The 12,978-nt window shown below is 38.6% G+C and carries 13 protein-coding genes; 11 read left to right on the plus strand and 2 right to left on the minus strand.

Annotated elements, in window-relative coordinates:
• Nucleotides 1–41 precede the first annotated feature (41 nt).
• Complete coding sequence (gene radA / locus AC07M3_RS13875; protein ID WP_092709518.1) at nucleotides 42–1,430, minus strand: DNA repair protein RadA; 1,389 nt, start codon at nucleotides 1,428–1,430, stop codon at nucleotides 42–44.
• A gap of 488 nt (nucleotides 1,431–1,918) precedes the next feature.
• On the opposite strand from radA, the gene AC07M3_RS13880 reads away from it, so the two are divergent.
• The 5 genes from AC07M3_RS13880 to AC07M3_RS13900 all read left to right on the plus strand — a co-directional run bounded on the left by AC07M3_RS13880 (nucleotide 1,919) and on the right by AC07M3_RS13900 (nucleotide 6,522).
• Complete coding sequence (locus tag AC07M3_RS13880; protein ID WP_004643801.1) at nucleotides 1,919–3,325, plus strand: amino acid permease; 1,407 nt, start codon at nucleotides 1,919–1,921, stop codon at nucleotides 3,323–3,325.
• 140 nt (nucleotides 3,326–3,465) lie between these two features.
• Entirely contained in the window at nucleotides 3,466–3,690 is a 225-nt protein-coding gene (gene lptM / locus AC07M3_RS13885) for an LPS translocon maturation chaperone LptM (protein ID WP_307011327.1), read from the plus strand.
• 22 nt (nucleotides 3,691–3,712) lie between these two features.
• A complete protein-coding gene (gene lysA / locus AC07M3_RS13890; protein ID WP_092709527.1) occupies nucleotides 3,713–4,963 on the plus strand; it encodes a diaminopimelate decarboxylase in 1,251 nt (416 codons plus the stop codon).
• 5 nt (nucleotides 4,964–4,968) lie between these two features.
• Nucleotides 4,969–5,814 carry a diaminopimelate epimerase gene (gene dapF / locus AC07M3_RS13895; RefSeq protein ID WP_494567573.1) on the plus strand — a complete coding sequence of 282 codons (846 nt, stop codon included), beginning with the start codon at nucleotides 4,969–4,971 and terminating at the stop codon, nucleotides 5,812–5,814.
• A gap of 102 nt (nucleotides 5,815–5,916) precedes the next feature.
• A complete protein-coding gene (locus AC07M3_RS13900; protein ID WP_494567574.1) occupies nucleotides 5,917–6,522 on the plus strand; it encodes an alpha/beta fold hydrolase in 606 nt (201 codons plus the stop codon).
• Nucleotides 6,523–6,570: 48 nt separating this feature from the next.
• On the opposite strand, the gene AC07M3_RS13905 is transcribed toward AC07M3_RS13900, so the two are convergent.
• Nucleotides 6,571–7,194: a LysE family translocator gene (locus AC07M3_RS13905; protein ID WP_494567575.1), complete on the minus strand. Its 624-nt coding sequence runs from the start codon at nucleotides 7,192–7,194 to the stop codon at nucleotides 6,571–6,573.
• A gap of 174 nt (nucleotides 7,195–7,368) precedes the next feature.
• Here AC07M3_RS13905 and xerA point away from each other — a divergent pair, with 174 nt between their 5' ends.
• From xerA to AC07M3_RS13935, 6 genes are all read left to right on the plus strand, one after another.
• Nucleotides 7,369–8,262, plus strand: coding sequence for a site-specific tyrosine recombinase/integron integrase (gene xerA / locus AC07M3_RS13910; protein WP_080595434.1), 894 nt, complete (start codon nucleotides 7,369–7,371; stop codon nucleotides 8,260–8,262).
• Complete coding sequence (locus AC07M3_RS13915; RefSeq protein WP_494567576.1) at nucleotides 8,252–8,833, plus strand: phosphohydrolase; 582 nt, start codon at nucleotides 8,252–8,254, stop codon at nucleotides 8,831–8,833. Before xerA ends, AC07M3_RS13915 begins: the two co-directional genes overlap by 11 nt.
• Nucleotides 8,834–9,282: 449 nt before the next feature.
• Nucleotides 9,283–10,032 carry an electron transfer flavoprotein subunit beta/FixA family protein gene (locus AC07M3_RS13920; protein WP_133747167.1) on the plus strand — a complete coding sequence of 250 codons (750 nt, stop codon included), beginning with the start codon at nucleotides 9,283–9,285 and terminating at the stop codon, nucleotides 10,030–10,032.
• A gap of 17 nt (nucleotides 10,033–10,049) precedes the next feature.
• Nucleotides 10,050–10,982 carry an electron transfer flavoprotein subunit alpha/FixB family protein gene (locus AC07M3_RS13925; RefSeq protein WP_016137313.1) on the plus strand — a complete coding sequence of 311 codons (933 nt, stop codon included), beginning with the start codon at nucleotides 10,050–10,052 and terminating at the stop codon, nucleotides 10,980–10,982.
• Between the two features lie 76 nt (nucleotides 10,983–11,058).
• Nucleotides 11,059–11,898: a helix-turn-helix domain-containing protein gene (locus AC07M3_RS13930; protein WP_494567577.1), complete on the plus strand. Its 840-nt coding sequence runs from the start codon at nucleotides 11,059–11,061 to the stop codon at nucleotides 11,896–11,898.
• Between the two features lie 93 nt (nucleotides 11,899–11,991).
• A complete protein-coding gene (locus AC07M3_RS13935) occupies nucleotides 11,992–12,951 on the plus strand; it encodes an MBL fold metallo-hydrolase (protein WP_494567640.1) in 960 nt (319 codons plus the stop codon).
• Nucleotides 12,952–12,978 lie beyond the last annotated feature (27 nt).

A 12,978-nucleotide genomic window follows, 5' to 3' on the forward strand; every position in this document is an offset into this window, starting at 1 on the left:
AAGGTATTTGCACTAAATTTCAACTATAAAAGTATGTTTTTTTATGTCAATTCATCACTAAGTTGCATTGCTTCGGTCAATGCTTCATGCAGGCGGGCAACCGCAATGACTTGTACGCCTGGAATTGCTTTTTGCGGCGCATTCCCTCTTGGTAAAATGACATATTTAAAGCCATGTTTAGCCGCTTCTTTTAAGCGCTCCTGACCATTAGGGACTGGACGAATTTCACCAGAAAGACCAACTTCTCCAAAAACTGCAAGTTGTTGGGGTAGGGCTTTAGTACGTAGACTTGAAGCACATGCTAACAAAACCGCTAAATCGGAACCTGTTTCAGTAATTTTTAATCCACCTACAATGTTGACATAGACGTCTTGTCCCGTGGTTTGGACACCGCCATGACGATGCATTACAGCAAGGAGCATGTTTAAACGGTTTTGTTCAAGACCTAATGCGACACGTCGTGGTTGGCCTTGTGCATCGTCAACTAAAGCTTGTACTTCGACCAAAAGAGGACGAGTCCCTTCACGGCTAATCATGACAATTGAACCGGGGATCGCTTCATCATAACGACTCAAGAAAATGGCAGAAGGGTTAGCAACTTCACGTAACCCTTTATCTGTCATGGCAAATACACCCAGTTCATTGACCGCACCAAAACGGTTTTTAACAGCACGAATCATTCGATAGCGCGAGTCGGATTGACCTTCAAAGTAAAGTACGCAATCCACCATGTGCTCTAAAACACGGGGACCAGCAAGTGCACCTTCTTTGGTCACATGACCAACAAGAAATAGCGCCGTGCCACTATTTTTTGCATAGCGTGTAAGTAATGCAGCAGATTCACGAATTTGAGAAACACCACCTGGTGCCGATTGAAGTGTTTCGGTGTAAAGGGTCTGAATAGAATCTAAAATAGCCACCGCAGGCTTTTCTTGTTCTAAAACTTCACAAATTCGTTCTACACAGGTTTCGGCCATGGCTTTTAATTTGTCAGTAGGCAAATCAAGACGTTGAGCACGAAGAGCAACCTGAGATAAAGATTCTTCACCCGTAATATAAAGTGCAGAGCTTTTTGCGCTTGCCATGTGGGTCGCGGTTTGTAACAGAATGGTTGATTTACCAATACCGGGGTCACCGCCGATCAGTACGACTGAACCGGTAACTAAGCCTCCACCAAGTACACGATCAAATTCGCTAATACCTGTCTGTAAGCGGGTTTCATGGGAAACTGAGACTTTATTGAGTGTTGTAATATTGGCGGCTTGGCCTGCATAGCCCCCAGTTTTGGGACGTGCTCGGTGCGCAGTGGTTGGTTCAACTCTAACTTCACTAAGACAATTCCATTCACCACACTCTGAACATTGACCTGCCCATTTAAGGTGGTCAGCACCACATTGTTCGCAACGGTAAACAGTTTTGACTTTGCTCATATTCGACTTCAGCTAAAAAACTTCATAATCAGTAAAAACACAGTATAGCAAAAAGCGAAATAGAGAAATTGACTGATGTGGAATACATTTTGCTTAATTTAAAACAACGTAAAAATCAGGTCTTTGTCATGTGTTAAATAATCTAAAAGATTAAGATCGAGCAGGGGTGTTTTTTAATAAACAGATGAAGGACTGAAATGAAATTGAATATGAGAGAAACAATCAAATCGAGTTGTCTTTTTAATTTAAAAATCAGACCAGTTCAAGTCATGTTTTTAGACCGTAAAGTGCGTTGTATTGCTATGGGCTTGTGCGTATTATCAGATTTAATTGTATGTAGCTTGAAATCATCAGCAATACAGATAAAAATCGGTTAGCTGAAAAATTGTCAAAAAATATACATTTAAAAGATACCTGCAAATGGTGCGATATCGTCTTTTTGATTTTAGCTAACGGACTAAAAAAAATTACTGGAGTGTATTGATAAGATGTCGAATCAAAATCTGAGTGAGTCTCATGAACAAGGTGAGCTCCATCGTAGCCTCTCTAATCGGCATTTACAGCTGATCGCGATTGGCGGTGCAATTGGTACGGGATTGTTTATGGGATCAGGCAAAACAATTAGTCTTGCCGGTCCATCAATCTTATTCATTTACCTGATTATTGGTGTGATGGTGTTTTTTGTCATGCGTGCGCTTGGCGAACTACTTCTTTCAAATTTGGCCTATAAATCATTTATTGATTTCACAACAGACTTAATCGGCCCATGGGCAGGTTATTTTGTAGGGTGGACGTATTGGCTATGCTGGATCACCATTGGTATTGCCGATCTTTCTGCAATTATCTATTACTTACAATTCTTCAATAATGGTCTACCTTTCTCACCTGTCGAAGGGGCCATGATCAGTGTTGCGGCCATCGTATTCATTATGGGCTTGAACTTGTTAACAGTTCGCTTGTTTGGTGAATTGGAGTTTTGGTTTGCGCTTATTAAGATCCTTGCAATTATCATTTTAATTGCTGTGGGTTTATGGATGATCTTTACGGGCTTTACCTCTACTACCGGTGAAGTTGCTTCATTTACTCATCTTTGGGCCAATGGTGGTTTCTTCCCAACAGGGGTGCATGGTTTCTTGGCAGGCTTCCAGATTGCGATTTTTGCTTTCGTTGGTGTAGAACTAGTCGGAACAACAGCTGCGGAAACTAAAGATCCTGAACGTAATTTGCCTAAAGCAATTAACTCAATTCCAATTCGTATCATTATTTTCTATGTGTTCGCATTAATTATTGTAATGTCAGTAACACCATGGAATCGAATTGATCCAGCCATCAGTCCATTTGTAAATTTGTTTAGTCAAGCAGGTGTTGCAGCAGCAGCAATCTTGATGAACTTAGTCGTATTGTCATCAGTGATGTCATCAATGAACAGTGGCGTGTTTTCAACAAGTCGTATGTTATTTGGTCTATCACGTGAAGACCAAGGACCTAAAGCTTTTGGTAAACTTAACAAGCGTGCAGTACCTGCAAATGCATTGTATTTCTCTGCTGCGTGTTTATTGTTAGGCGCGGCTTTACAGTATTTTGTACCAAATACCGTTGAGGCATTTACACTTGCAACAACACTTTCAACGATTCTGTTCATTTGTGTGTGGTTGTTAATTATCTGGAGTTATATCCGTTATTACACTACGCGTCCTGAGTTACATGCCAAATCAACATTTAAATTACCGGGTGGTTTATTTACATGTTGGATCACCATTATTTTCTTTGTTGGTATGATTTACGTGTTGTCTTTAGAGCCTGACACGTTTAAAGCGCTTAAAGTCAGTCCAATCTGGTTTATTATCTTGCTCATTGGTTATTTCTTCTTCTATAAACCACGCAATAAAAAATAATTAAACTTATTTGGTTATGACTAAACGCCGGCTGAAAAGCTGGCGTTTTTTATGCATATTGTTTTTCTCTTTAAGTTTACTCTTTAGCCGCTTGCATGATCACGGTATACTGCATCGAATTGTTTAAATCAGGTGCTCAGATGCGTCGTGTCATTTGCCTCATCAGTTTATTGAGCAGCAGTGTTTTGCTTAGTGCTTGTGGTCAGTCAGGAGTATTACAACTACCTTCTGATCCAAATTATGACAAACGTGCAAAATACTTGCTCTATCGTAATAAAGAATCAAAACAAGTTGTGCAAAACGATGAAAAGGCTGAACAGTCAGCCGAATCTTCAACAGCTCCAACCCAAACAACATCACCTTAAGCTTTGAAATAAGGACACATTCATGAGTTTCACCCGCATTAATGGAGTATTGCACGCAGAGCAATGTTCTCTGGAGCAGCTTGCGCAGCAATTTGGCACACCGTTGTATGTTTATTCAAAAACAGCTTTTGAAAAACATTATCTAGATATGGATCGTGCTTTTGACTTTATTGATCATCAAATCTGTTTTGCGGTGAAATCTAACTCAAATTTAGCTGTTCTTAATGTATTGGCAAAACTTGGTGCGGGTTTTGACATTGTATCTGGTGGGGAACTTGCACGTGTTTTAAAAGCGGGCGGGGATGCATCTAAAATTGTTTTTTCGGGTTTAGGTAAAACGGAAGCTGATATTGAAACATCATTAAATGTGGGTATTGCCTGCTTTAATGTAGAGTCATATGCAGAACTAGACCGTCTCCAAAAAGTTGCGGCTCGTTTGGGTAAGAAAGCTCCGATTTCTTTACGTGTAAATCCTGATGTAGATGCAAAAACTCATCCTTATATTTCAACAGGTCTTAAAGAAAATAAATTTGGTATTCCAAGTGATACCGTTTATGAAACCTATCAATATGCTGCATCTTTACCTAACCTTGAAATTATTGGGATTGACTGCCACATCGGTTCGCAATTAACTGAGACTAAGCCATTTGTTGATGCTTTAGATCGTGTCATGTTAATGATTGATGAACTAAAAAAACTTGGCATCAATCTTAAACATATTGATATTGGTGGTGGTTTAGGCGTTTGTTATAAAGATGAAACACCGCCAAGTGTTGAAGAATATGCTAACTCAATGAAACCTGCTTTAGAAAAGTTAGGTCTCAAGGTTTACATGGAGCCGGGCCGTAGCATCAGTGCAAATGCAGGCGTGCTTTTAACAAAAGTTGATTTGCTTAAACCAACGAGCCACCGTAACTTTGCCATTATTGATGCTGCAATGAACGATTTGATTCGCCCTGCATTATATGAAGCATGGATGGATATACAGCCTGTGGTACCAAGTTCAGACACTGAAGAAAAAACTTGGGATCTTGTTGGTGCAATCTGTGAGACAGGTGACTTCATTGGTAAAGATCGTTCATTGGCTTTAAAAGAAAATGACTTGTTAGCTGTTCTCGGTGCTGGTGCTTATGGTTTTGTAATGAGCTCAAATTACAATACACGTGGACGTGCCGCTGAAGTAATGGTATCAGGCGATAAAGCCCATTTGATTCGTGAACGTGAAACAGTTGAATCCCTTTGGGAAAAAGAACGTTTATTGCCTGAGGAGTAAATGAGATGTTATTAGAATTTACTAAAATGCATGGCTTAGGCAATGACTTTATGGTGGTTGATCTGATTAGCCAACGTGCTTATTTAGACACAGAAACAATTCAACGCTTAGCTGACCGTCATTTTGGTATTGGTTTTGATCAGCTATTGATTGTTGAACCACCAGATTTACCAGAAGCAGATTTTAAATATCGTATTTTTAATGCTGATGGTTCTGAAGTTGAACAGTGTGGTAACGGTGTCCGTTGTTTTGCGCGGTTTGTACATGAACGTCATTTAACAAGCAAAACCAATATTACTGTTCAAACCAAAGCAGGTATTGTAAAGCCAGAACTTGGGCAAAATGGTTGGGTGCGCGTGAATATGGGCTACCCAAAATTTTTACCAAATGAAATTCCATTTGTTGCTGAAAAACCAGAAGCTTTATATACGCTTGAGTTAGCCAATGACCAAAACATTAGTATTGATGTGGTCAATATGGGTAACCCTCACGCTGTAACTATTGTTCCTGATGTACTCACCGCAGATGTCGCTGGTATTGGTCCACAAGTTGAGTCACATGTTCGTTTCCCTGAGCGTGTTAATGCTGGTTTTATGCAAGTAATTGATGAAAACCATGTGCGCCTTCGTGTATTTGAACGTGGTGTAGGTGAAACACTTGCATGTGGTACAGGTGCTTGTGCTGCTGCGGTAAGTGGCATGCGCCGTGGCTTACTTGCTAATTCTGTAGAAGTTGAATTGGCTGGCGGTAAGCTACAAATCGAATGGCAAGAAGGCGATGTGGTCTGGATGACTGGTCCAACAACCCATGTATATGATGGGCGTTTGGATTTACGTTATTTCCAAGGCTAATAGCGTTACCTAAATAGAAGCCTCTTTTCATCAACTAAACTGATAAAAGAGGCTTTCTTTTATATGTACAATAATATTTGATTTAACTACTTTATAAGAAATATGAATAATTTAATTTTTTTACCCGGTGCTTCAGGAAGTATTAGTTTTTGGCAGCCATTAATTGAAAAACTACCTCAGCAGTATCATACAAAAATTATTGGTTATCCGAGCTTTGGAGATACACCAGAATCTGTAGAGGTCAAAAATTTTAAAGACTTAACAAACTATGTTCTTAATCAAATTAATGATGAGTCTGTAATTATTGCTCAATCTATGGGAGGAATTTTTGCTGTTGCCGCAGCTTTACAAAAACCTCAACTGGTCAAAGGGCTGGTCTTGATTGCAACTTCCGGTGGAATCAGCCTTGAACGCTTTAATGTTCAAGATTGGCGCGAAGCATATCGCCAAGCATTTTTAAAATATCCAGATTGGTTTATTACTACCAATATCAACTATGAAGAATTTTTGTCAGATATAAACGTCGAAACTTTACTAATTTGGGGCGATAACGATCTAGTGAGTCCAGTTGAAGTCGGGACATACTTAAATCAGATATTTAAAAGTTCAACATTACATATTGTTCAAGGGGGAGATCATCAGTTGGCAGAAAAATATGCAGATGAAGTTGCAATCCAAATAAAAGACTATTTAAAAAAGCTAAAGTAACTCTTTAAGTTATATTAAGCGTGCTAGGTACCAGCACGCTTTTTAGGTTTACTTTTTGCTCAAAGCCAATTTCAAAGCAAACAACACAAAAATACTGCCTGTAATACGGTCCATATATTTCACAAATTTAGGTTGCTTTAGATAACGTGACAGTGGTTGCATGGCTAAAATTAACAGAGTTGACCATAACATTCCAATTACGACATGAATCATTACAAGCCCCATGACCCAAGTAACAGCCGATGCTTGCGGTGGAATAAATTGGGGAAGAAATGAAATATAAAAAATGCCGACTTTAGGATTAAGTAAATTACCCAAGAAACCTTTAATGAACCAATTCTGTGAAGTAGTCATATTTGAATTACTCCCTTGCATCTCTGCAAGTTGACTACGCGGTTTTAAAATCATATTTAAACCCAGCCATGCAAGATAAGCGGCCCCCATCCATTTCAATATGTTAAAAGCTAAATCAGAAGCCATGAGCAAAGCACCCAGACCACAAGCAGCTACAATTCCCCATGCAATACAGCCAAGGCTAATGCCTACAGCTGCTTGGAATGCTTTAGATTTACCTTCAAGTGTAGCGGTACGAATAATTAGAGTCGTATCTAGACCAGGGGTAAGCGTAAGTAAGGTGATTGCAAGTAGATAGGGTATGAGTATGGTGGTCATGGCAGCAAGGTTCCGACAAATACTTGAGCTAAAGTGTAATACATATATAAGGTAGTTAGTTATTATGCTGTACGATCTCAATTTTCCTGATCAACTACTTTTTGGTACACTGAAAAAAATAAAATGAGCAAATAAATGGAGAGCAATTTGGATTTTGCATTACAACTGCTCTCAATGTGGTTAAAAGAAAGAAAAATTCAAAACCAGTCTGAGCACACGATTACTGCTTATGAAAGAGATGTTAAAAGCTTTCTTGAGTTTTGTGATCTCAAACAAATTGATTTAAGAAATGTTGAAGCTTCAGATTTACGTGAATATTTGGCCCAGCGTGTTGAGCAGGACCAGTTAAGTTCAAGCAGTATGCAGCGTCATCTCACTTCCATTCGCCAGTTCATGAAATGGGCTGAACAAGGAAAATATCTAGAAATTAACCCTACAGATGACTTTAAACTAAAACGTCAGCCTAGACCTTTGCCGGGTATGATCGACATAGAAACGGTTAATCAGATTTTAGATCAACCTATGCCTGAAAAACCAATTGATCAGCAACTATGGTTACGTGATAAAGCCATGTTGGAATTACTTTACTCAAGTGGTTTACGACTCGCTGAACTGCAAGGTTTAACAATTAAAGATATAGATTTTAATCGGCAACTGGTCCGTATTACGGGTAAAGGAAATAAAACCCGTATTGTACCGTTTGGAAAAAAGGCGAAAGAAAGCCTATTGAATTGGCTAAAAATTTACAAAATTTGGAAAGGTCATTTTGATCAAAATGCTTTTGTTTTTATTTCTCAAAGAGGTGGCGTGTTAACCCCGCGACAAATTGAAAAACGTGTAAAGCTTCAGGCGCAAAGAGCCGGTGTAAATGTGGATTTACATCCTCATTTATTAAGACATTGTTTTGCTAGCCACATGTTATCAAGTAGTGGTGATTTACGCTCAGTTCAAGAAATGTTGGGGCATAGTAATTTGTCTACGACACAAATTTATACGCATATTGATTTTGATCATTTGGCACAAGTCTATGATCGAGCTCACCCAAGAGCACAAAAGAATGAACACTAAAGAAGGTTTGATTTTATCACTTGATCAAGATGCGTTTAGTCAATGTAGTATTTTGATTGAGATGATTTTGAAGAAATATCAAACTATTATTGATGCCGATTATCAAGGATACTTAAATCACTGTAAACGTGTGGCTGCATGTTGTTTAATATTAAGCCAAGATAGTCGTGAAGACACTATTCGTAAAATAGCGATTGCAGTTGCTTTTCATGATATTGGGATATGGACAAGTAAAACAATTGATTATTTAGAGCCATCCGTCAAAGTGATGTTAAGTTATCTTACTTTGCATCGGTTATTAGATTGGCAAATAGAAATAACATTGATGATTACAGAGCATCATAAATTAACAACGACAAAGTGTTCAGAATATCCATTGGTTGAATATTTTAGACAAGCTGATTATGCAGATTTTTCTTTAGGTTTATTGCGTTCAAATATTCCAAGAAGCGAGTTTAAAAAGTTAACGAGTCAATATCCAAATTCTGGATTCCATAAAACGCTAGTTTATTTAGGATTAAAACTTTTTTTACAAAAGCCTTGGAGTCCTTTACCTATGTTTAAATGGTAACTTAATATTCTGTTTTTAATAGAAATATGTGCTGAGATATTAAGTGGTTAGCAGTAAATGGCTTTTTATTTTGTGTAACATTATTTTATGGATGTTCTTACTTAATTGCCAGTTTTTCAGAGTACCTTAAGTACTTTCATTGGGTGGGAAAATGATGTTTTTGTTGTTTTTCTCCTCACTAGAATTAAAGGGTTTTAAGCTGCCGTATTTTTTAAAATATCAAGAAATTCAAGGTTTAAAATTTATTTGGCTGATTTGCTAAATTCATTGAGCGAATAAGCAATTTGAATTAGTGAACTGGGCATTTCATCTTTTTTATAGCAGTAGCGAAAATTGTGACTTGACCGAAATGCCAAACACATTGCAAGATAGGGCACCTAAAAAATTTTAATTGAAGAGTTAATATACTTTTCTCAACATTTACTTTTGCTAGAACAGCCGAGGATTACATGAAGGCTCTTGTTGCTGTAAAACGCGTGGTTGATGCCAACGTCAAAGTTCGTGTTAAGCCGGACAATAGTGGGGTTGACCTAACTAACGTTAAAATGTCAATTAACCCATTTTGTGAAATCGCAGTGGAAGAAGCGGTTCGCTTAAAAGAAAAAGGAACAGTAACAGAAATCGTTGTTGTTTCTGTAGGTCCTAAAGAAGCTCAAGAACAAATCCGTTCTGCAATGGCTTTGGGTGCAGACCGCGGTATTTTAGTTGAAACGACTGATGAAATTGGCGCTTTAGAAGTTGCTAAAATTTTAAAAGGTGTTGTTGACGCTGAAAAACCAGAACTTATCCTTCTTGGTAAACAAGCAATTGATGATGACTCTAACCAAGTAGGTCAAATGCTTGGCGCATTATTAGGTGCGGGCCAAGGTACATTCGCTTCTGAAGTGAAAGTTGATGGCGGTAAAGTACAAGTAACTCGTGAAGTTGATGGTGGTTTACAAACTGTTGAACTGGCACTTCCTGCAATCATTACAACTGACTTGCGTTTGAATGAGCCACGTTATGCAGCTTTGCCTAACATCATGAAAGCTCGTAAGAAGCCACTTGATACTAAATCTCCTGCTGATTATGGCGTTACAGCTGGTACTAAGCTTAAAACTGTTAAAGTTGAAGCTCCAGCAGAACGTAAAGCTGGCGTACAAGTGAAATCTGTAGATGAGCTTGTTGAAAAATTGAAAAATGAAGCGAAAGTGATCTAATACGGAAGGATAAAATCATGAGTATTTTAGTTATCGCTGACCACAACAACCAAGTACTTAACGGTGCTACTTTAAACGTTGTTGCTGCAGCACAAAAAATCGGTGGTGATATTACTGTATTAGTTGCTGGTTCTGGTGCTCAGGCAGTTGCTGATGCTGCTGCTAAAGTTGCTGGTGTAAGCAAGGTTTTACTTGCTGACAATGCTGCTTACGCAAACCAGTTAGCTGAAAACGTAGCTGCTTTAGTTGCTGATTTGGCTAAAGGTTACAAATACGTATTAGCTGCTTCTACAACAACTGGTAAGAACATTCTTCCACGTGTTGCTGCTCTTCTTGATGTAAGCATGATCACAGACATTATTTCTGTTGAATCTGCTAACACATTCAAGCGTCCGATCTATGCAGGTAACGCGATTGCTACTGTTCAATCTGACGAAGCAATCATTGTTGGTACAGTTCGTGGTACAGCATTTGATCCAGTCGCTGCTGAAGGTGGTTCTGCTGCGGTTGAAGCAGTAAGTGAAGCGAAAGATGCAGGTATTTCTAATTTTGTATCTGAAGAAATCGTGAAACTTGACCGTCCTGAATTGACAGCTGCTCGCATTGTTGTTTCTGGTGGTCGTGGTGTAGGTTCTGGTGAGAACTACCATAAAGTACTTGATCCATTAGCTGACAAGCTTGGTGCAGCACAAGGTGCTTCACGTGCAGCAGTTGATGCAGGCTTTGTACCTAACGACTTCCAAGTTGGTCAAACTGGTAAGATCGTTGCACCTGACCTTTATGTTGCTGTAGGTATTTCTGGTGCGATCCAGCATTTGGCTGGTATGAAAGATTCTAAAGTTATTGTTGCAATCAACAAAGACGAAGAAGCGCCAATCAACAGTGTTGCTGACTACTGGTTAGTTGGTGATTTGAACACTGTAGTACCAGAGTTAGTAAGTAAGTTGTAATTTACAGCTTGTCACTTATTCGAAAACGCCCTTGTGCTATAAATAGCCAAGGGCGTTTTTTATTTAGATCAACATTATGAATATCAATTTTTCTGCTTCCGTACAAGCTCATCAATTGCATCAATCACTTGTGAGATTGGCAAGAGCAGATATGGCGCGAGATTATTTGTGTATTCGATCTAAAAGTCAGCATGGCCTGTCAAATGTTAAAGTGAACCGGTTGCACATGGGCATCATTTTACATGGACAGCAACAACTAAATATTCAAACAAAACAAATCAATTTAAGTGCTGGCAACTTGTATATCGTGAAACCAGATACGATTATCGATGCAGTTAATCTACCAGATCCAGTGACGGGTGAATACTTAACCATTCTTGTACCCATGTGTGAAGAGGTGATTCAAGCTGCACAGATGATTTGGTCTAAGCCGATTGTAGACAAAACTGAGGCTATATTAAAATTTTCAATCGATGATTTTGCTACACATCTAGCTGAGTGGCAGACGGCTTTGTTTGATAATGATCTGGTGAAAGCCCGTTTATGCATTGCTTCTATACTGGTACAGTTATGCCAACAGCATTATTCAGATGTATTAATTCTGCCTCCACCTAAATTGGCAAAAATAATTCATGATTGGGTGATAGATAATCCAGAACATCATTGGCAATCTAGCGAGATTGAAATGCGTTTAGGTTTGAGTAGTGCAACACTTCGTCGTAAACTTAAGCATGAAGAAACATCCTTAAGAGAAACGATTACTCAGGCACGTCTTGCTTATGCACTTGAGCTGTTATATTCAAATAAATTGCCCATGAAAACTATTGCAGCAAAATCGGGTTATCAATCTGTTTCCATCTTTCGTGAACGCTTTATGCAGCGTTATGGTGTAGACCCAACTGTACTAGCTGCCTAATAATTCAATTTGAGCGTTTCTTATCGCTTATTGAGCGATTTGAACAGATAAAAGTCGATAGAGTTAAAGTATTAAAATATTAAGGGCTCTATGATGAAATCATTAAAATCAATTTCGATATTATTGCTAGCAAGCGCCAGTGTTATCACACATGCTCAACAAAATTCCAGCGTTCATCAGGTTGATGGTTATTTTTTACAACCTGTAGGCAATCTCAAAGTAACAGCATTATTTGATGGAGAACTAGGATTACCCCGAAGTGATTTATTGGGTATTTCAGCTGAAAAAGCCAATCAGTTGTTTACAGAAAATTTTGTTCCTGTAGATGAACATAATCATATTGTCACAGATTTCTCTGCCTATCTTGTACAAACACCTACACAAAATATTTTAATTGATGCAGGTACCGCAAAATGTTTTGGTCCAACCTTGGGTTTTGTACGTGAAAATTTGAAGAAGGCGGGGGTACAGCCTGAACAAATAGATACGATCTTGATTACACATGCTCATCCTGATCATTTATGTGGAATTACGCTAGATGGCAAAATGGCTTATCCGAATGCCAAAGTATATTTAGCTAAAGAGGATGTGGATTACTGGACATCGACTGTTAATAAAGCAAAAGCCACTGATTTTTTTAAGCCAATATTTAAAATGACCAGAGACGCATTAAAGCCTTATCAGGAGGCTGGCCGATTGATTGCTTTTACTAAAGCTTCTTTCAACGTACCTAATGTTCAACTCATAACGACTCATGGACATACGGAAGGTCATTCATCTTATTTGGTAGATGGACAGAAAGGGCAAAAGTTCTTAGGTTTAGGTGATGTTGTACATTATGGGGCAGTACAATTTCCTTACCCCGAGGCAAGTTATAAACCTGATACTGACTCTAAGCATGCGATAGCAGTCCGTAAAAGTATTTTTGAGCAAGCCTATAAAAACCAATGGTGGGTGGGGGCGGCACATGTTGCTTTTCCTGGCATAGGACATATTGGTAAAAATTCAAAAGGATATCAGTGGGTTCCTGCTCAATATCGACCTGTAAAATAAAAACTCTAAAATGATTTTTAAAGAAAT

This window comes from Acinetobacter sp. GW821-FHT09D10 (assembly GCF_059416285.1).